The 20,994-nt window shown below is 54.9% G+C and carries 14 protein-coding genes and 1 other RNA gene; 6 read left to right on the top strand and 9 right to left on the bottom strand.

The annotated features are described in order from the left end of the window. Positions 1-70 precede the first annotated feature (70 nt). From LRR79_RS16685 to pelA, 3 genes are all read left to right on the top strand, one after another. Positions 71-2,164, top strand: coding sequence for a TonB-dependent siderophore receptor (locus tag LRR79_RS16685; protein ID WP_231758284.1), 2,094 nt, complete (start codon positions 71-73; stop codon positions 2,162-2,164). Positions 2,165-2,438: 274 nt separating this feature from the next. Beyond that, entirely contained in the window at positions 2,439-3,566 is a 1,128-nt protein-coding gene (locus LRR79_RS16680; protein ID WP_231758283.1) for a PepSY-associated TM helix domain-containing protein, read from the top strand. A gap of 157 nt (positions 3,567-3,723) precedes the next feature. Beyond that, the gene (gene pelA, locus LRR79_RS16675) at positions 3,724-4,938 is read left to right on the top strand and encodes a pectate lyase (protein WP_231758282.1); all 1,215 of its coding nucleotides are present in this window, start codon (positions 3,724-3,726) and stop codon (positions 4,936-4,938) included. A gap of 103 nt (positions 4,939-5,041) precedes the next feature. Here pelA and LRR79_RS16670 read toward each other — a convergent pair whose 3' ends face one another. The 6 genes from LRR79_RS16670 to LRR79_RS16645 form a co-directional block, all read right to left on the bottom strand. Then, positions 5,042-6,061, bottom strand: coding sequence for a cytochrome d ubiquinol oxidase subunit II (locus tag LRR79_RS16670; RefSeq protein WP_231758281.1), 1,020 nt, complete (start codon positions 6,059-6,061; stop codon positions 5,042-5,044). Beyond that, complete coding sequence (locus tag LRR79_RS16665) at positions 6,058-7,452, bottom strand: cytochrome ubiquinol oxidase subunit I (protein WP_231758280.1); 1,395 nt, start codon at positions 7,450-7,452, stop codon at positions 6,058-6,060. Before LRR79_RS16665 ends, LRR79_RS16670 begins: the two co-directional genes overlap by 4 nt. A 126-nt stretch (positions 7,453-7,578) precedes the next feature. Continuing rightward, positions 7,579-8,160, bottom strand: a complete 582-nt coding sequence (locus tag LRR79_RS16660; RefSeq protein WP_231758279.1) for a GbsR/MarR family transcriptional regulator — start codon at positions 8,158-8,160, stop codon at positions 7,579-7,581. Between the two features lie 74 nt (positions 8,161-8,234). Continuing rightward, complete coding sequence (locus LRR79_RS16655) at positions 8,235-9,122, bottom strand: DUF1853 family protein (RefSeq protein ID WP_231758278.1); 888 nt, start codon at positions 9,120-9,122, stop codon at positions 8,235-8,237. Positions 9,123-9,176: 54 nt separating this feature from the next. Further along, complete coding sequence (locus LRR79_RS16650; RefSeq protein ID WP_231758277.1) at positions 9,177-11,510, bottom strand: autotransporter family protein; 2,334 nt, start codon at positions 11,508-11,510, stop codon at positions 9,177-9,179. Continuing rightward, positions 11,500-12,249, bottom strand: a complete 750-nt coding sequence (locus LRR79_RS16645; RefSeq protein ID WP_231758276.1) for an OmpW/AlkL family protein — start codon at positions 12,247-12,249, stop codon at positions 11,500-11,502. Before LRR79_RS16645 ends, LRR79_RS16650 begins: the two co-directional genes overlap by 11 nt. A gap of 247 nt (positions 12,250-12,496) precedes the next feature. Here LRR79_RS16645 and LRR79_RS16640 point away from each other — a divergent pair, with 247 nt between their 5' ends. Beyond that, positions 12,497-13,225, top strand: coding sequence for a tRNA-uridine aminocarboxypropyltransferase (locus LRR79_RS16640; protein ID WP_231758275.1), 729 nt, complete (start codon positions 12,497-12,499; stop codon positions 13,223-13,225). 85 nt (positions 13,226-13,310) lie between these two features. Here the strand turns inward: LRR79_RS16640 and LRR79_RS16635 are convergent, their stop codons facing one another. Then, positions 13,311-15,935, bottom strand: coding sequence for a TonB-dependent receptor (locus tag LRR79_RS16635; protein ID WP_231758274.1), 2,625 nt, complete (start codon positions 15,933-15,935; stop codon positions 13,311-13,313). 721 nt (positions 15,936-16,656) lie between these two features. On the opposite strand from LRR79_RS16635, the gene LRR79_RS16630 reads away from it, so the two are divergent. Next, a complete protein-coding gene (locus LRR79_RS16630) occupies positions 16,657-17,310 on the top strand; it encodes a response regulator (protein ID WP_231758273.1) in 654 nt (217 codons plus the stop codon). Here LRR79_RS16630 and LRR79_RS16625 read toward each other — a convergent pair. Continuing rightward, entirely contained in the window at positions 17,307-19,049 is a 1,743-nt protein-coding gene (locus tag LRR79_RS16625) for an ATP-binding protein (RefSeq protein WP_231758272.1), read from the bottom strand. The genes LRR79_RS16630 and LRR79_RS16625 overlap by 4 nt on opposite strands. Before the next feature lie 225 nt (positions 19,050-19,274). On the opposite strand from LRR79_RS16625, the gene LRR79_RS16620 reads away from it, so the two are divergent. Then, complete coding sequence (locus LRR79_RS16620; protein WP_231758271.1) at positions 19,275-20,303, top strand: hypothetical protein; 1,029 nt, start codon at positions 19,275-19,277, stop codon at positions 20,301-20,303. A gap of 210 nt (positions 20,304-20,513) precedes the next feature. On the opposite strand, the gene ssrA is transcribed toward LRR79_RS16620, so the two are convergent. Then, positions 20,514-20,902: a transfer-messenger RNA gene (gene ssrA, locus LRR79_RS16615) on the bottom strand. Positions 20,903-20,994: the final 92 nt, after the last annotated feature.

Below are 20,994 nucleotides of genomic sequence, written 5' to 3'. Positions count from 1 at the left end.
ATTGCATTTAGCGTTTTGGTTCATTAAACTCCCGTCCCAAATTCAAGGGGTAGTTCCTGGGGACTCAATCATGGGATCAAATCAACGTACTTTTGCCTGGTCTTTGCTGGCGGTTGCGCTGGCCGGCGCCAATAGCGCCATCGCTGCTGAGCAGGAAAGCGAAACCACAACAACCGCAATTGAAGAAATGACCGTTGTGGGTGTACGTGAAAAGCGTGTCAGCCGCGGTGCCACTGGCCTGGCACTGGCCATCAAGGACACCCCGCAATCGATCAGTATTGTCGACCAGCAGACTATGGAAGACTTCGGTGTCACCGGCTCCAATGAGGCGCTGGAGCTGAGCACCGGTGTGAATGTCGACCAGTACGAAACCAACCGTGCCACCTTCAACTCCCGTGGCTTCGAGATCCAGCTTACCCAGGTCGACGGCCTCGGTATGACCAACGACTTCGGTACTGTAGTTGGCCAGCTGGATACCTTCCTGTTTGACAAGATTGAGTTGATCCGCGGCGCCAACGGCCTGCTGACCGGTGTGGGCAACGCCTCCGGCACCATCAACTATGTGCGCAAGCGCCCGACCAATGAAACCGGTGGCATCGTCGATTTCCGCGGTGGCTCCTACGGCTACAAACGTGCCGCAGCAGACTACAACCAGGTGCTGACCGAAGATGGCAGCTGGGCCGGCCGTGTGGTTGTTGCTTACGAAGACAAGGATTCCCACATCCGTGACCAGCACGATGAGAAGATGTCCCTGTACGGTGTCGTGGACGGCCAGATCGGCACCAACGGTGTACTGACTGCCGGTGTGACCATTCGCGATGACAAGCAGGATTCCCCGATGTGGGGCTCGTTGATTCTGTTCCGCGCAGACGGCAGCATGGCGGACTTCGATACCTCCACTTCCACCGCCGCCGACTGGGCCTACTGGGATACCGAATCCAAAACCGCGTTTGTCGAATATACCCACCAGCTGCCCGAGGGCTGGGAAGCCAAGTTCACCTACAACCGGCACGAGAACGAAACTCAATCCAAGCTTCTCTACGCGTGGGGCAGCTACATCAATGAAGATGGCACCGGTCCCCTTGGCTGGCCATATCGCGGCGCCACCGACAGCACCAACGATTTGCTGGACGCGAATCTGACCGGCGCATTCAATGCTTTTGGTCAGGAGCACACGCTGATTGCCGGAGTCAGCCACTCCATGAAGGAGACCGCTTCAAGTTCTGCGCCGGCTCCGGACGAGCAAATGTTTCTTCCGCTTCCCATTCCTGATGGTGGAAAGGATTATCCAGAGCCCACATGGGGTGAGATGTCCCCTGCATCTGCCGGTGAGCAGGAACTGACCCGCCTCTACGCTGCGGCACGCCTGAGCATTACCGATGCGCTCAATGCGATCGTGGGAGTGAATTCCATCAAGCTGGCGCGCGAAGGCAGCTCTATCTACGGCGGTGGTGTATCCCAGACCTACTACCCGGATACCGAAGAGACCAGCCCGTATATGGGGCTGACCTACGATTTCACCGACAATATTCTCGGCTACGTTTCCTACTCCGATATTTTCCAGAATCAGGACCAGACCGATATCAACCGTGTCTATCTGGACCCGATGAAGGGCGTGAATATGGAAGCCGGGGTCAAGGCCGAGTGGTTCGACAGCCGCCTGCTGACCACCGCTGCGGTATTCAGTGCAGAGCAGCAGGGCCTGGCGACATACGCCGGCGAGATCGATGGTACTTCCTGGTACGCCCCCAAAGACGTAAAGTCGGAAGGCTTCGAGATCGAAGCGGTGGGGCAGGTAACCGATAATACCAACCTGACGGTGGGCCTGACTCATCTGGACCTGACTGGCCCGGATGGCAGTGACATCTACGAATGGGTACCGCGCACCACCGCCCTGGTACGTGTCAATACTCGACTGGAGGCGCTGCCACAATTGCGCCTGGGTGTGAACGGTCGCTGGCAATCAGACATCGTCGGTAGCTATGCCGAGCAGGACGCCTTCTTCCGCGCGGACGCCTTCGCGTCTTATGAAGTGAGCGAGTCCGCGACTGTTCGATTCAACATCAACAACCTGTTCGACGAGAAGTATGTGGAGGGTCTGGCCTACGGCGCTATCTACGGTGCGCCGCGTCACGGTCAGGTATCCTTCCAGTACAGCTTCTGATAACGAGGCATGGCTTCCTGAGTCAGAAGGAAAGGCCGGACAAACCCGCAGTTTGTCCGGCCTTTCTGCTTTTCAGTCTCTAGATATTTCGCATCTGGCGTCGATTGCGAAAAGCTAAATGAGAATGCGTTGTATTTGTTTCGGTTGGAGGCTAGACTCCCGTGCAAGTTTCAATCCGCATTTCGGTCGGCCTCATGTCTGTCCAGAATGCTTACCCTCCGCCGCTGTTTACTATTTGTACAGGCGCGTTGTCCGAGCTCAAACATCAAGAATTATGAATAAAACCCTGTTCAAACTGCACAGCTGGATGGCCTTGGCCGCCTTTGTTCCGCTGCTGGTTATCTGTATCACCGGCAGCATCCTGGTGTTCAAGCACGAGATCGACACCATGCTCGCGCCGGACCTGGTGCGGGTGGATTCCGCCGGACGCGAGCGGCTGAGCCTGGATGCCCTGGAGGCGTCCATGCACAAGAATTTCCCGGATTACGAAGTCACCGGCTGGGCGCTGTTTCAGGACGGGGACCGCGCGGACGTGGTCTACACCATGCAGTACGGTACCGACGAGTGGACCTTTGCCCTGATGGATCAGTATACCGGTGAACCCCTGCGCGGCCCCACCGGTCTGACCGACGACCTGACCAACTGGCTGCTGGACCTGCACTACACCCTGCTGCTGGGTGACTGGGGCATGCTGATCACCAGTGTCTTCTCCATTCTGCTGTGTCTACTTGGTATCACCGGTTTTATTCTGTACCGCAAATTCTGGAAAAACTTTTTCACCCTGCGCTGGAACGCGCGCATGATCGTGTATTTCTCCGACCTGCACAAAATGACCGGCATTATCGGCGCGCCCATTCTGCTGATTCTCGGTTTTACCGGTGCCTGGTGGAACATCACCCACTTTGCCCACGAGGTGGCAGAACATGCGGACGGCCACGAGCACTACAAGATGGCCGAGCGCCTGTACAACGACGACCTCTCCCTGCAGGGGTTGATGGACGATACCGGCAACCGCATCCAGAACTTTGAAACCACCTACATCTCCTTCCCCTGGGAACCGGGTGCCAACTTCACCTTCTGGGGCGACGTCCCCACCGGCAATCCGCTGATCAGCGAATACGCCAGCAACGTCACTTACAACGCCCAGAGCGGTGAACATATACTCAGCTACGATATCCGCGACGCTGACCTGGGCGCGGTGATCGTGGACAGCTACCGCCGCCTGCACTTTGGCAACTTTGCCGGCCTGGTGAGTAAAATCCTGTGGTGCGTGATCGGCCTGTCGCCGCTGCTGCTGTCCATCACCGGCGTCTATATCTGGTACCAGCGCCGCGAGAAGCGCCGCAATGCGCGGGTCAAAAGACGTGCGAAAGCGGCGGCTCTGACCGGGGCTACTGCCTGAATAGCAGTCTGAATAGCCAGGAAACCAATGCATTCTTTGAGCCGGGCCAGCCCCGGCTTTTTTGTGCCTGTTCCCTCCTTGCGGTGCTTTTGCTAACATTATTTGGCCTTACCAAATAATGAAATCCTGCCTGACAGGATCGATAGCGAGTCCGACTATGACCTTGCGACCAGTACCGCCTGCACGATGGATCGGCGCCGCCCGTCTGTTTTCCCTCAGTCTTGTGTTGTTGTTCTCCGGTGGGTGCAGTCCGGAAGCGGAAAATGCAGATGCGTATCAGCCCGCCCGCAATATGGAAGACTATCGTGCGCTCTCCCGTTTCTTTTCCGAACTGGATCAGAAGGCTCTGGCCGCTGAGCGCAAGGCGGCAGGTATCAAAAAGAGTACCAAGCCCACCAAAGCCAAGCTGTTTGGTTTCGACGTCAAAAAAGCGCGGCACGATCGCGACTATATCGCCAGCGACGAAGGCCGGGCGCTGGCCGACAGCCTGCTCAGTTACCAGACGCCTTCCGGTGGCTGGTCCAAGCGCACCGATATGCGCATTCCCCGCGAGCCGGGTCAGTACTACGGCACCGAAAAAAAGTATATCCCCACATTTGATAACAACGCGACCAGTGTGCAGTTCTGGGTGATGGTGAATGCGTGCAATACCACCGGAGAGGCGCGCTATTGCGATTCTGCCAGTCGTGCTCTGCGCTACATTCTTCTGGCCCAGTACCCCAATGGGGGATGGCCGCAAACGTTTCCACTGCGTGGTGGTTACCACGATGACATTACGTTCAATGACGATGCCATTGCCAACCTGCTGGAAATAATCGGTGTGGTGGCGCAGGGGGGTGCCCGTTTCGCGTTTTTACCGGAACACCTGAAAGCCTGGGCCCGAGACAGTCTGCGCCGCGCTCTGGATATGCTGGTAGCGACGCAAGTAAAAGTGAACGGTGAGCCCACTATCTGGGGTGCCCAGCACCACCCGCTTACCCTGGAGCCCACGTCCGCGCGCGCCTTTGAGCCGGTTGCTCTGGCCACCAGTGAAAGTGCGGATCTGATGCTGTTTCTGATGACGATCGAGAATCCGTCACCGCCGGTGCGCGACGCGATCGACAGCGCGGCTGGCTGGTTCGAGAAGCACCGGATCGACGGCCTGCGTTACCGACGTGGCGAAGTGTTGCCGGCACTGATGCCGGATGAAAACGCCGATCCGCTGTGGGGGCGCTTTTACGATATCGACAGTAGTCGCCCGGTTTTCGGCGACCGCGATGGCAGTATCCAGTTCGAGATTAAGAAAATATCCGCCGAGCGTCGTGAGGGCTACGCCTGGTACAGCGAGCGCCCCTACAAGGCGTTGAAAGAATACCGCAAGTGGAAGCAGTAGCTTCCTACCGGGAAAGCACCTTTCCTGCGGGAGCCTGCCCGCAGGCGAGCTGAAAAAGCCCTGAAAAATCAGGGCTTTTTCGTATCTGCGAAACCAACGACCTTCAATGGTAGTGCAAATCGGTCGCTTTCCCGCGAAACACCCGGTAAGAAAACGCCGTGTACAGAAGTATCACTGGAATCACGATTACGGCTCCCACCAGAATAAACTGCAGGGATTCCCGTGCACTGGCGGCCTCCCAGATATTCATCTGCCCGGGAACGATTTCCGGAAAAAAGCTGAATCCAATCCCGCTGAAACACAGGGTGAAAATCCCCACCACAATGGCGAAGGGCACGGCGCTGTGGCGATCATCGGCCTTGGGCAGTCGCGCCAGCAGAATATCGTTAAATACAAATCCCAGAAAACACAGCGCCGGAATCAGCAGCACAAACATCACCAGTGGGAAGGTAAACCAGCGATCGAACACGCCCGGGTTTACCAGTGGGTTGATTGCGCACACCGCAATCACGCCCACCAGGGATGCCCGCCCCGCGCGTTGTGTCCAGCGCACCGCCCGCGTCTGCAACTTCTCTTCGGTTTTCAACACCAGCCAAGCCGCGCCAATATAGCTGTAGGCCGCAGTGACACCGAGTGCAGACACCGCGCAGAACAGCAGTGAAGGCAGGCTCTGATCGAAGCCCATGACATATTGGCCGAGCATGTAACCCTGGGTGAGAGTGGTCAGCAGAGAGCCGACTTTAAAGGTGCGGTCCCAGGCCAGCTTGTGGTCCACCGCCGCCTTGGCGCGGAAGTCGAAGGCCACCCCGCGCATGATCAGGCCGATCAGCATAATCGCCACGGGAATATACAGGTGCATCAGAATCAGACTGTGGGCTGCGGGGAAGGCAATCAGCAACAGTCCGATGGCCAGCACCAGCCAGGTCTCGTTGGCATCCCAGAAAGGGCCGATGGAGGCGATCATGGTATCCCGCTGCAGTTCGTCATCTTCGCCCATGGGTAGCAGAATGCCCACGCCCAGGTCGTAGCCATCGAGGATTGCGTAGGCCAGCACCGCCACACCCATCAATCCGATAAAAACCACCGGTAACCAGTCGCCGCTGTGGTTGACCATCTCGTTCATGCTGTACCTCCACAAGTTTCAGTGTGTGCGTGCGAATGGGGAAGATTGGTCAGGCTACCGTCCGCTACCGGTTCCGCAGTTTCAAATTCCTCCACGGTGACTGACTTCAGCGCCATACGTTTCAGGGTATGGATATAGGCCCACATCAAAATCACATACACAATCAGATAAAGCGCAAGGGAAAGCCCCACATTGGCCGGCGCTACCGGAGTGACTGCATCTGCAGTCTTCAAAATTCCAGTCACCAGCCAGGGTTGCCGTCCCACCTCGGTGACGTACCAGCCCGCGAGAGTGGCAACCCAGCCGGAGAAGGTCATGGCCACCAGCAGTTTCAGAAACACCGGTGGTAGCTGCTGTTTACGGCGCAGCAGGTAACAGCCGGTCCAGGCGGTTGCCAGCATTAATAGGCCCATGCCCACCATAATACGGAAGCCAAAAAACAGCGGCTTTACCGGTGGGTGATCGCCTTCAAATTCGTTGAGCCCGCGAATTTCACCGTCAGGTTCATGGGTGAGGATCAGGCTGGCGAGATTGGGAATACCCACGGCAAAGTCGTTGCTGCGGGTTTCTTCATTGGGCACGGCAAACAGCAACAGCGGCGCACCGCGCTCGGTTTCCCATACCCCTTCCATGGCCGCGACTTTCTGTGGCTGGTGTTCAAAGGTGTTCAATCCGTGCAGGTCGCCCACAAAGGCCTGTAACGGAGCGAGTATTGCCGCCAGGATGAGCCCGGTTTTGAGGGCCAGCCGCGGTGCCTGTTTTTCATCGCCCTTCAGAATCCGGTAGGCGGAAAGGCCACACACAAAAAAGGCGGCGGTAAGGCCGGAGGCCAGCAGCATATGTGCCAGACGGTAGGGGAAGGAGGGGTTGAAAATCACTTCCAGCCAGCTGGTGGCATGCACAACACCATCGCGGATTTCATAGCCCGCCGGGGTCTGCATCCAGGAGTTGAGTGCGAGGATCCAGAAGGCAGAAAGTGTGGTGCCGATGGCCACCATCAATGCGGAGAAGGTGTGTATCTTGCTGGGTACCCGCTTGATGCCGAACAGCATAATGCCGAGAAAGGTGGCCTCCAGGAAAAACGCTGTCAACACTTCATAGCCCAGCAAGGGCCCGGCAATATTGCCCACGGTTTCCATATAGCCCGGCCAGTTGGTGCCGAACTGGAATGACATTGTGATACCGCTTACCACGCCGAGGGCAAACGTCAGTGCGAATATTTTTACCCAGAAGCGGTAGGCCCGCATCCACACCGGGTTGTCGGTAAGATCAAAGCGCAGTTTGAAAAAGAACAGAATCCAGCAGAGCGCAATGGTGATGGTGGGAAAGAGAATATGAAAGCTGATGTTGGCAGCGAACTGTATGCGCGAAAGAATCAGAGTATCCAGCATGGGCACCTCTTTATAACCGCCGCGGCCGGAGTGGCCGCAACGTAAACTGGGCGCGGCAGGCTTTGTCCCGATGCCGCGAGACCGGGGGTGATGTTGCAGTCGGTGTGAAAGGACGAAGGGAGAAGGCTATTTACGTGTCGGGACTTTTTTCGCCCCGGCCTTGCTCCCGGCGCCAGTTGCTTTGGACTTCAGATCCAGCAGCTTGCTGAGTCCCGAGCCCAGCTTCATCAGTTTGAGCAGGTCTTTTTCATCGAGTTTGCTCAGGGTATTGGCAAACTGGTCGAGCATTTCCAGCAGGCTGTACACCTCCTGGATTTTTTTCTGCGCCTCGGCTTCCTGAGCATCCCCTGGTTCTGTCAGCAGCAGTTGACGAAGCAGGGTGAGTGTCGGGTCCAGCTCCCGTTTGCGCCGCTCTTCAAATACGGTGCGCGCCAGATCCCAGATGGAGCCGGCCGCGGTAAAGTAATCCTTGCGGTCCCCCGGCTGATGGTGCAACTCGATCAGCCGCCAGGCCTGCAGCTCCTTCAGCCCCATGCTCACATTGCCGCGGCTGATCTTCAGTGCCTCGGCCAGCTGGTCTGCGTTCACCGGTTCGCTGTGAATGGTGAGCAGGGCAAACATCTGCCCCACGGTGCGGTTGAATCCCCAACGGCTACCCATTTCACCGAAGTGCAGCACGAAGGCCTGGGCCTGACTGGAAAGCTTCATTAGTTTTGGTTTCTTCTTAACTTTCAGAAATTTCTGAAAATTGTAAACTTGTTTTGATCTGTGTCAAGGGATGGTTAATTCTGATGGACGGTGTTCCGGGCGCGGGAGAGCCAGTCCGAGGGGACCAGAAAGCCTCGGCTGACCTCGCTCTGGCCGTCGTGGGCGGCCACACAGATGGGCCCCCGGGCAAGATGGGCGTGTGCAACCGGGAAGGCCGGTGGTGAGGAATCGGGCTGGATGGGGGCCAGCCAGCCGGTTTTGGGTAGCTGCCTCCAGTTGTTCTGGTGGGCGGACAGGTGGGCGTCAAAACCAGCCAGGTCGGTCCACCAGAGTGCCCCGGGCTGGGGGAGGTCTGGCCCCGCCAGAGGGGAGAAGAGTCTCCCCGGCATCCGTGCCCATTGACGGTCTATGGTGAGACCCGACGCCTGCAGGGTGTCTGTGGCAATGGCGCTGCGGGCAATGGGCAGCTGGTGATTGCGCATACGTGCGAGCTTGATATCCAGCCGGTCCCGCAGCCCCGGCCCCACCCAGTAATCTCCCACCTGCAGATAAAACTTCAGTGCTATTTCCCAGTGTTCATATGTATTGTCTGGGTTATGGCGGACAACAAAATCCAGCTCGCCGAGGGTCTTGCCCTGGTCGCGAATGGGAAAGTTATGGGCCAGAAGTTCATAGTCCGGGTGATGAGTAAAGGCGAATGCCCACAGGCTCTCGAAATAGATACCCAGCCGATGGTGGCGCAACCGCTCGAGATGCGCGAGCAGGGCGGGCGCCAGTTGTGAATGGACATCAGGACGGGAAAAGAACTCGGTGAGCGCCCGGTGGCGGTGTACCGGCAGCCAGGGCAGGGGGAAATCAGGCGCGATATCCGGTGCCTCCAGCGCCCACAGGAGATTGCTCCAGTGATTGGGTGTCACGGTGGCGAGGGGGTCGGAGCCTGCAGTGGCGGATGGGCTGCTCATGGCGGGAGTATAGGGAATTAGGCCGCCACCGGAAACACGGGCGCGAAGCCGGTACTACCACTTGAAGCGGAAGCCAAGGGTCAGCTGCACACTGTCACTATCGCCAAAGTTTTCCACACTGCTGGCATAGTCCACCTCACCGTAAACCGAGCAACGGTCACCACACTGATCGTAGGTAAACCCCAGCCCCAGTTGCGCCCACCATTCGTCCCGCGCCTGGTACAGCGAGGTGCCGGAGACTTTCACTTCCGTTTTATCATCAAAGTAGTAATAGGTATTGGCGATCGCGTAGAGGCCGATGCGCTCCAGCAACAGGTTGCCATACATATTGCGGTTGATACGCTGGCTTACCCGCTGCTCGAACGCCAGTCCGAAACGGGCGAACCCGCCCTGGTTTTCCGTATCTTCAAGGCGCACCCCGTAGGGGTCGTGGTTATCGTCGATATCCTCTGCGGTATACGCCAACTGTACTTGCGGTGTCAGGGAGTAGAAATCGCAGAGTTTGAAGCTGTGTCCTCCCTCCACGGAAAAGTTGAAACCGCGTGCGTCATTGCCGGTACCCAGATACCACAGCTCTCTGGAATAGAGATCGGAATCAAACCAGTTGAACTGCGCCTGCAGATCCACATAGCTGCTCTGGCTGCCGTACCAGGTCAGGGTGCTACCGATACCCCAGTTGTAGGTGTCGATATCTCCCTGGCCAAAAAAGCTGTCCAGTTCGGTGCTGCCGTAACCGTACTGGGCGAAAATGCCAAGCATCAGCCGCCCGCGGTAGACCGAGGGATCGAAAGAGAAGTCGGAGCCGATCTGTACCTGCCCGTAATCCTGTTGCCACTGCGCATTGGCTGTGGATTCTTCGGGCGCATTATCGTTGTAAAACGCATTGACCCGCATCCACAGTCCGCCGCCATCAATGGTGCGCTCAACCGCATCGCCGTAGCAGCACAGACCGCGGTCTTTGAAGTTGGTGCCTGCCCAAAAGCGGTTGCCCACGCGCTTGCGCAGCGTGGTGGGCTGGTTCATGCGGCGAATGGCCTGTGCGTAGGTTTCGTACAGCACGGCCCCCGGCTGCCAGCGTGGCACCAGCTGGTCACTGCTGGTAAACGGATCCGGCAGGGTGGAGCGCAGATGCCAGTCGCCATCATCCGGCTCGGTTTGACCGCCGTAGTGCAGGGTATAGCCGTAGGCTCCACCCACGGTAACCGGCTGGCCGTCGTAACCGATGTACTCGCCGTCCAGGGTAAACGCGTCCGGTGCGGAGTGGCCGGCAACATCGATAATCCTGATGCCGTCGCCGGTTGTCATGGCACCATCGCCGCCGAAATTGTAGATGCGCACGAAGGTGTGGCCGGCGGTATCGCCCGCCACGTTCAGCAGGTCGGTGGGGCTGTCGTCACCAGCGAGGGTGGTATCCATCCACAGCCGACCATCGTAGCCGGTGTAATTACCGAAGCGGCCGTCGTCGTGCGGGGCGAGGTCCAGCTGGTTAAAGCGCCCGTCGTTCATCCACAGGGTGCCGGCATTGACGACGTCGCCCTGGATGGTAAACGCTTTGGGAATAAATTCGACCACGCCTCCCCGGCGGATGGTCAGCCCCAGGCGTTCGCCATCGGCCGCGGTGCCTCCGCCGACCGCGAGGGTGCCAAAGAAATCGATCTTCGAGCTGCCGTTGACGATCACCTGCTCCCAGTTCTGCAGCAGTCGCCCGTCCAGATCGTGATCGAGCACAAATTTGATACTGTCGATGTACCCATCGTCGGCGGTCAGGTCATCGCCGCCATCGAACAGGGTGGTCGCATCGTAGGCGAAGGAATCCACGCGGAGGGTATCGGAGCCGTCGCCCCCGATAAAATGTTCGATCACACCTTCGTCGTAATAAAAGTGATCATCCCCCGCGCCCATATTGGCGTGGTGGAATATAAATCCTTCGTCCAGTATCAGGGTGTCGTCACCGTCGCCGGTGAGAACTTCGAACGCCACGCCATCGAGAATCTCCACATAATCTCTGCCCGCGCCAGTGTGGATCCCGCCGGAAAAGTAGTTGCCAATCTCTGAGTCGCGACCCTCCACGATCACGGTATCGTTGCCGTCTCCTGTTGCAAGATTGGTCTCGATCACCCCGTCGAGGATCTCTACCGTATCGTTCCCTGTACCCGTATCCACGGTCCCCAGGGTAACGGTATCGATATCGACGAAATCATTTCCGCCCAGGGTACTGACATCCGCACCTGCTGGATCGTTATTCACGTCGCACAGGATCTGGTCCGGCCCCTCCGTACCGATATTTCCGGGGGTGCACTCTGCGCGCGCGGCGGGGGGAATGAGGATACAGGCGATAGCGGCCGGTAGCAGGGCGACTGTGAGCAGCGCCTGCTTTTTAGAATTCATAGGTGATGCCCAGATTCAGAGTCCATGGATTGACCTCAAAATCCGAGTAGAGCCGCTGGTAACCCGGGTCCGTCGTGTAGGTGACGATGGTATCGGTGTTGGCGTCGGTATAGATCACCGCCGCATTGATCAGCCAGGAACGCGCCACGCCACGGCCCAGGCGCCAGTCGATTCCCAGCTGGGCACTGGCGCCCCAGCTGTGGCGCATGCCGAAGTCGCTGGGCCCGGTGGCGATGCCGCTATTGATCAGAAAATTCTGAAATTCCGGGTAGAGGTCGTCGTCGTAGAAGTCCGAGTAATTGACACCTATGCCCAGATAGGGCTGGCCCAGGCAGTCCAGATCCATCATGTACCAGTTGACAAACAGGTTGGCGGAGGACGCGCTGAAGCGCCCGAAATCGATACGTTCGTGCCCCGGCCGTCCCTTGAGGTGATCCAGGCTCAGCGAAAAATCCGCGCCGTCCGCGTACATCAGCTCTACGCCGAAATAGGGTAGCGGACGCCATACACCGGAAATATTCCAGCCTACATCATCGTCAATATCCCACTCTGTGCGGTAAAGGTTCCAGTCCTGAAAGATGTGGTATTTCAGCGACGTATTGTTGTCATCCGGGTAGATAAAACTGGCACCCACCCGTGCGTAAAAGCGTTTGAGATCGACATCAGAAACAGGAATCTGCGCGTGCGCCAAAAGCGGGAACAATAATGTTATGCAAGCGGCCAGCCTGAGACTTTTCATTGTTAACTCCATGTAACACCGGTTGGCCCTGCTTATGCGTTATTGGCCAGGGTTTCTTGTAACAGCTGTATATGGCGCGGCATCTATTGAAATATCTACTGCCGGGGGAATGCCAAAGGGCACCTGTAAAAGTAGCATGGGGAGCAAAAGTTGCCGGGGAGATGATGACCGGAGGCAGTGGATGGTCACGACATATTTGGTGGCCAGGTGTAAAATCTCGCCAGATGTTTTGCGGTACTACCGATCAATGACTGCCAAGTATTCCACTGCCTATACCCGCCTGCGGGATCGTGAGCTGGCCAAATCCACCAGACCGTTCCTGGCCAAAGGGAAAAGTGTCAAACGCTGTTCCGACTGCCAGATGGGGGAGTTTGCCTGTATGTGTGCCTGGCGCCCCCGGGCAGAGAGTGCGGTGGATTTTGTACTGTTGATGCACCGCAAAGAACTGTTCAAACCCACCAATACCGGCCGCCTGATTGTGGATGCCTTTGCGGGCACGCCGGTTTTCCTGTGGAACCGGCTGGAAGCCCCGGGGGAACTTGCGGATATTCTGCAGGATCCCGCGCGCAACTGTTTCATAGTATTTCCCGCCGATGGTACCGAGAACGGCTCGCGCCCGGTGGTGCGGGAAATTCCGCGAAGCAAAAAGAAAACCACATTGATCCTGCTGGATGGCACCTGGAAGCAGTGCAGCCGTATGATCGGGTTAAGTCGCTGGCTGGATCCGGTTCCCTGCCTGAGTCTGCCGGAATCACTGGTGCGATCTTATGCGGTGCGCGACTCGGGCAGAGATCACCGCTTCTCCACCGCGGAAGCAGCCATCAGTTGCTTGCTGCTGATGCAGCAGGAACGCGCGGCGTCAGCCCTGCAGAATTATTTCCGGGTATTCAATCAGCACTATCTGGCGACACGGGGCTGCTACCAGCCCGCGCGTGGTGAGTGTCATGCGCAGTTGGAGGCGCTGTTGTCGGAATAGCCCGGCAACCGGCTCCTAAAAAAAGGGGAGAGCGCATGGCTCTCCCCGGTGGGTCTGAAAGTCGGTGACTGTCCGATAGGTTGGATCAGAAGTTATAAGTCACTTTGCCATAAATAAAACGTCCGCGAGGATCGTGCTGGCTGGATACATAGCCGTATAGGTCCGAGTCGCCGTCGCCAATGGCAAAGGGTGGTTCTTCATCAAAAGCGTTGTCAGCGCCCAGGCTCAGAATCATGTCTTCAAATCCGGTGTAGCGGGCCTGAAGATTGACCGTCATAAACGCATCCACCATGCGCGACCTGTTGGTGTCGTAGTCCAGAGTGCCATCGAAATCGATGTCGGGTGTGTCCTCAAACTCGCCTACATAATTCAGGCCCAGGGTAAACGCGAATGTATCCCGCGCCCAGTCCGCAGAGGCCGCCCAGCGGTGCTCCGGGTACTCGTATTCTCCGGCCAGATCGCGGTTGATAAACGCATCGCCGGCAGAGTTGAGCTCCACCCGCTCGAACTCCGTCAGATAGGAGTAATCTAGGCGCAGACCCAGATCACCACCGGCCACGGTCAGCGCGGAATACACCATGCTCAGGTCAATACCGGAAACATTCTGTTCGCCAATATTGATAAAGCCACTGTTGATGGATTGCAGCGAACCGAGAGACTCGCCAGGTAGCGGGGCAGAGCGCACGCAGACGCTGCTGTTCTGGTCGTTACAGAACTGGCTGTAAAGGTAACCGAACGGCACCTCATCGATCTTGCCTTCCTGGGTGATGCGCCAGATATCCAGTGACATCTGCATGCCTTCCAGTGGTTTCACTACCGCCCCCAGGTTGAAGGACTCGGACTCCTCCGCTTCCAGGTCCGGGTTGCCGGAGAACACAATGTTGTAATCGGTACTCGCACAGTAGGCATCGTTGATGGCGCAGCCGTAGGTGTCGGTGAAGAACTGCGACTCCTGCGACGGGCCCAGGCCGATTTGCGCGAGAGAAGGTGCACGGAACCCGGTGCCCCAGGAGGCGCGTAGAGAAAGCTGCTCACTGGCGGTCCACAGCAGATTCGCCATCGGATTGGTGGTGCTGCCAAAATCACTGTAATCGTCGTAACGGCCTGCCAGAGTCAGATCCAGGCTGGCGGCCAGCGGAATAGCGAACTCCACAAATGCGGAGTTGATATCTCGGCTGGCAGCCGCGGAAACCGATTCTGTGCCAAAAATCAGCCCGCGCTGGAACTGGTCATCGGGAATATCGGAAGCACTTTCCTCGCGCCGCTCGATCCCTGCCGCCATGGCCACGGCGCCGTTGCGGGTATCGAACAGCTCGCCATTTATGGTGAAGTCCATACCGCGCAGTTCCGACTTGCCCTGACGTACCAGGCTGGTCGTGATGGCATTGATCACCGACTGCGGGTTCTGCACACCGCCGAAGGGGTTGTAGCGGCCCGCATCGATTTCCTGCTGTAACAGGTCGGTGCGCACCCAGCCTTGCGTGCGGTCACCGGTCTGGGTGGATTCACTGCGCGAACGCTGTACTGAAGCCTCCCAGTCCCAGTCCGCGAAGCTGCCCCGCAGGCCGAATACGCCGCGCAGATTGTCGGTTTCAATATCCCACTGTCGGGCACCGGCATCCACCGTGCGGTAGCGGCCGATATCCACGCTGGTGGCACCGGTAAAGGGATTGTCCGGGTGAGTCACCGGTACGGTCAGGCCGGCGTCTTCGTCCAGTGGCGTCGGCGCCCCCTGGGCCACGGACGTATTGTGCTGCACCGCAATTTCACTGAAGAACTCCACACTGTCGCTCAACTGCGCGTGACCGAGCATCAGCACACCGGTGCGTTCCGCCTCCGGTGTCAGCAGTGTCCAGGGGCCGTAGTCGTACACACAGGTGGCACCGAAAGCGCTGTCTGCCGGACAGTCAGGATCAATGGTGGTCTCACCATCCACAATAAAGCGGCCCGGATAACCCCGCGACGAAAGAAAATCCATACCACCGCGCGGTGCCTGGTTTGCGGTATCCAGTCCGGGGCGTTCCACGCTGGCCAGTGTGGAATTGGAACGGTGATCAAAAATCAGCGTCAGATTGGAGTCGTCACCGTTGACACCCCAAATCGCCGACACCGACTGCTCGTCATAACCGTCGGCGCCACCAAAGTCGGCGGAAACCTCCGCCCCCTCAAAATCCTTGCGGAGCACCAGGTTCACGACTCCCGCCACCGCATCGGAGCCGTAAATCGCCGAAGCCCCATCTTTCAATACTTCCACCCGCTCAACGGCGGTTATGGGAATACTGTTGATGTCGACGAAGTTGGTGGTGATGCTCTCGGCGAAGGCACTGATCGCCACCCGTTTCCCATTGACCAGTACCAGGGTCGCATCCGCCCCCATACCACGCAGGCTGACAGCCGCAGCCCCGTTGGCGGTGGAGTCCTGGTTATTTCCCCGGGTCGAAAAGGTGCCGTTACCGGCCGCCGGGTTTTTCTCGAACATCTGTTGCAGGTTGGTGTAGCCGGATTTTTCGATGGCATCGCGATCCATTACCTGAATAGGTGTCGCGGTCTCAAACTCCGCATTGCGCTGAATCCGCGAGCCCACAACCGCAACTTCCTCCATCGTGTTAGCGGTTTCCTCGGCGGCAGACAGCATTTGTGGAGCTGCTGATGTGGTAAGCGCGATAATGGCGCTTGAAAGAACATTGCGGCGTGATATTGCTTTTTCCATGGTTGTTACTCGTCCTGAATTATTTGTTATTTTGAGTGACCGAAACTGCATGGCCGTTCAATAGCACGAGCAACACTAACAATGGTGTAACAGTGTGTCAATTAGGCTGTAACGATTTTATGACGTTAATTGTGATGGGTTGATGGTGGTTGTGTTAATTGTGTGATGGGGGTTTCGTATTTAGGGGGAGTCTGGCGACAGGGGAGAGAGCAAAAGTTCGCTTAGCTTCGCTGTTTGGCAATGGAGTTAGTCGATCAATAGATTTTTTGAGCTAAGGAGAATTTGGGTTTAGAGATATCTATGGAATTGAATTTTTCAGGTGCTATTCAGAAGCAGCAGAAGCTCAGCCAGAGAATTGGCTTCGCTCAGTATAGTGGCTCGCACCAGCGTTTACAGAACCTATTGGATAGCCGATACCTAATAGGGCGGAAAGCAGAAACCTTAGCATTAGATAGAGTGAAGTATGTACGATTGGATGTTTGGTGGGTGAGGAGCCAGTATGACGATGTAGGTGAATGGTGATATGGCGCTTTATACTTTCTATGCCGCAAAAGGTAGTTTATAGTTCCAGAGTGATTGCGTGAGATAATATGCGCTTTACGATTTTTTGTCGGCGTATGGGCAATCTATTTTATGCGGACACTTCTGGCCTGTACTTTTCCCAAGTACAGCTGGTCTGATCACTACTACTGAGTAGAATCCGAGTTTACGAATCCTATCTATGTCAGAAAATTCTAATCTCAGTGTTGTCGTGGTCGACGATCATCAGCTTTTCGCTGAGGCCATGGCCTCAGTCGCAATTAAATTGGATGTTCGATCTTCGGTTTCGGTTTTTACTAATGCTGAAGAGGCACTAATATTTATTAAGAAAGAAAAGCCGGATTTATGCTTGCTTGATTTATGTATGCCGGAAATTGACGGATTTTCGTTGATTCCTAAAATTCAACAAAGCTCTGTGCTCAGTAGTATCATCATGGTTTCGGCTTCACTCGATCGCCATGATATGCGGCATGCATTTGAGTTGGGGGCCGTTGGGTATATTCCTAAGTCAGCCTCTCCTGAAATTATTAAGAGTGCGGTTCAACTTGTATTGGCAGGTGGCGTATACATTCCGCCACAGCTTGTCGAGTTTCAGACCGGAAAACGTTCTGACAGAGATGTAGGGTCTGCTGACGTATTGGAAATTTTGACGCGTCGGCAGCGCGAAGTTTTAATGCTTGTCAGCAAGGGCCTTTCAAATAAGGAGATCGCGCGAAGTCTAGGCTGCACGGAAGCAACAGTAAAAGCCCATGTTGCTGCGATACTGAAAGCCTTAAATGTTTCAAATCGGACTGAAGCCACACATGCCTTGCGCGGCTTCGATTTGCAGGCTTAAATTCCCGTTGTCAAGATCTGAGTTTTTTCTCTTTTTGCCTGGTTTAATAGCGATCGTAACTTTGCTAGATTGATTGGCTTGTGCAGTAATAACAGATTGTTTTTTTCTACCTCTTTTAGGGGCTCCGGCGCGGTGTCGCCGGAAATGACCGCTGAAAGAATCGGCTCCTCAAATAATTCTCGAATGGCCTTTATCACGTCTATACCCGATACATAATTTGACAATCGATAGTCTGCCAGAATCAGTTCAGGCTTTTTTTTCTTTTGCTTAAGGTGGTTAATAGTGCTGTCTTTATCCGGAAAGGTGTCGGTTGAGCAGCCCCAGCTTTCCAGTAGAAGTTTCGTGCCTTCTCGTATCGATTTTTCATCATCAATCACGACAACATACAATTCATCAAAATTAGCCAGCGGGTTGGCTGATGGTTTTCTATAAGGTTTTACATGGCTTATTGGGATGGAAAAGTAAAAGGAGCTCCCTTTTCCTGGTGTTGAGTCAACGTGCAACTTATATTTCATTAGGCGGCACAAGCGGGATACGATTGCCAGTCCTAAACCCAGGCCACGTGACCTGTCTCTTTCCGGGTTGTTTAACTGAACATACTCTTCAAAAATTATTTCCTGATCTGCCTTTGCAACGCCGATTCCAGTATCTTTTACTGCTAATGAAATGCTCCCGCTCTGCGCCTGGCCGATTAGCTCGATACGACCGGCGTTGGTGTATTTAAAAGCGTTGGACAGGAGGTTTCGGACGATTCGACGTAATATTTCAATGTCCACACTGACGATATTTTCTTCAATGTGCCATGCGAAATCGATACTCTTCTCACTGGCTAAAGCTGAAAATTCATTCCTTAAGGGTTCCAGCGCTGCACCCAGTTCCACATCCTCCTTTTCAACGCTCACAATGTCTGCATCCAGCTTTGATATGTCCAGCAGGCCAGAGAATAATCCACTTAAGGGTTCAATTGATTTGCTGATATTTTCCACTGCCGGCTCCGCTTGTGACGGCAATGGCATATTTTTCAGCGCGCCACAGAACAGGCTGATGGCATGTAAGGGTTGCCGGAGGTCATGGCTTGTTGCCGCTAAAAACTGAGACTTAGATGAGTTTGCTTTTTCTGCTTCTATGCGACGTTCGTTCAGTTCGTGCTGTAGTTTTAAGTTGTTTTTAAATTCATTGCTCGTGCTATAGCAGAGTTTTGTAATAACCAGTGCATATAGTGGGTATGCAACTGCCATAATTTTGTAGGCAGGGTGGTCTGACAATAGCGAAAACATAAATATAGTCGCAGATATAGGTGCGACGTAAGCTAACACCGAAGGCATATAGGCATATCCGGAGGATAAGGCGCCAACACAGAAGCCTACCAGAATCATTTGCACGATAACTTGGTAAGCAATAGGTACAGGGTGTGAAAATAGAATCAGACCATAGCACCAGCTTAGAGCAGTTAAAAATACTCCGAAACTGTAGAGGCGTACGCATGCCATTTGATGGTTTGCAGCCTTCTCCTTGGCCGCATATCTGAAATAAAAAATTACACCCAGTCGAAAGATGACCATCACTTGCACAGCCCAAAACCAGTGCCACAAGCTATCTCCAGGAACAATTCGTTCACCGATAAAGTACACAGCACTGCTAACGATGACATTCGATATTGTCCCAGTCGGTGCGTGCTTGAAGATAAATTTAGCTTGCTCGGTCTTTACGATATCCGCCAATGCGGGAGACTCTGACATATGGGGGTCTTTATTATTACAGTAGTGCTTCTTGGTTTTTTACTTTGAATTCTTCTACAGGCGTATGCAATAGGCCAAAAGGAGTACGTCCTGTCCCGGTGTTCAGTGGCTGTAGGTTCAGATGTTGTACAACTTCTGGGTAATTTTTATCTTTTTTGGGGCCGTTAAGATACTGCTGAACGTACTAAACAGATGATTATAACCCGTAATACAGTGAGACCTATTGTGACCACCTATTTAGAACTGACGACTTTGCAAGTGAGCGACGCATCTATTGGCGACAACCACATGAACATTCGTGTCGAGATCGAGTACTATATTGAAGTCAGGTTGGGGCTGGCGGCGAAAACGATGAGCTATCCTAGCGTAAACAAATATACCCGTGTCGGAAATAACACGCAGCTAGCGATTAACTATCGTGTTCCTTACACGGGGGACGTGGTAGTAAAAGTTTATAAGGATAAAGTTATACATGAAGAGTTGCTGGCGACCTATACTATTTCCAGTGGAGCTTATCCACCCGATCAATCGGAGGTCGCTAATCAGGCAACCTTCGCTTCAGCTCATGATCGTTGTCAATTTACCCTTTCATTCGGCGCAACAGCTGAGGATCCAGTTTATGCCACACTTGGAGAGCTGTTTTGTGTGGAAGCTTCAAATGACATTTCAGCTGGAACAGTAGAGCAAATCTCCAATTCCATTGGCTCAGCCTACGATGCGTTTGGTCAGGCGCTGGCTGGCGCTCCAGATCCCAGAATGCAAGTTGTTGGGGCTGCAGCCCAAGCGGTGGGTTCAGTCTATTCAGAAGTTCTTAAAGCGATTGGGAAATTAGATGACGGCACAGACAATGTCTATATGACCATTGGAACTGCCTCGGATAAATACAATCAGATTTGGCCAAATCCACCGGTATACACCCCAATGAAGGCCAGTGATTCAGTTGTTTTGACCGGTGCGAACCCTACCGGTAGTAATTATTTAGCCGTTCCTTTACTGAAGTACGCGCTCTATAAAGTAAATTTAAATTTGTGGGATTCAGATGTGGGCTCAGATACGTCGTTGGGAACGGTAACTCTCGATGGCAGTAATTTCGTAGAAGGCGAATCAATCAATCCAAGTCAACCTGGCTTCGAGAGTCCAACCGGTACCAATGTAGATAACCCGGGCTTTTTTGTCATTCATGGTCAGGATGGTGATAAGGGGGGCGTTTACGTACTTACTTACAAATATAGTTCGGGCTCACCGGGGGTTTAAGGCAAAAGGGTGGGAAGCGGGTCTAAGAATGATGGCCTTAGAATAGAGTGCTTGCTTTAATTGCCGGGGAGAGTAACAGGGGGGGCAGCCTGCGGCTGTCTTAGCGCGCCGTGGGGCGCGCTGCTCGAACCCGGCGCTTTGAATTCCACTCGCGTCAGCTCTTCCAAATTAAAAAGGCCCGTTACCTTGCGGTAACGGGCCTTTTTAATTTGGTGGAGATGGCGGGAGTCGAACCCGCGTCCGTCAGCACTCCGCCAGAGGCTCTACATGCTTAGATCCATCTATTGATTTAGCCGCATACAGCCCGATGGGCAGGACGTAATTGGCGAACCTGTAAAAGTTTTAACCGATCCCCGACAGGCACGGTTCACGGCGATCCAGTTCTGTATGACAGCTATCAGCGCGGTACTGGCACCTTACTGAAGGCCGCTAAGGGGCGAACCCTTAGTAGTGCTTTACGGGCTGCTTACGCAGCCAGTTGGGCACCGTAGTTGTCGTCGTTGGCAACTAATAAAATGCAGCTTTTGATTTACGTGATTCGCTACCATCACGGCATGCACCCATGGTTTTGTCACCGGCGTCGAATCCAAGTCATCCCCAAATTCAGTGGCCGCCTAGCGCTAAAGCACGTTTGCGTATCGGGCATTATACCTGAAGCCGGATTGTCACAATAGACGTGACTTAAAAAAGT

The sequence above is a fragment of the Microbulbifer elongatus genome, from assembly GCF_021165935.1.
GTDB classification, from domain to species: Bacteria; Pseudomonadota; Gammaproteobacteria; order Pseudomonadales; family Cellvibrionaceae; genus Microbulbifer; species Microbulbifer elongatus.
This window is presented reverse-complemented; position numbering and strand designations above follow the sequence as displayed.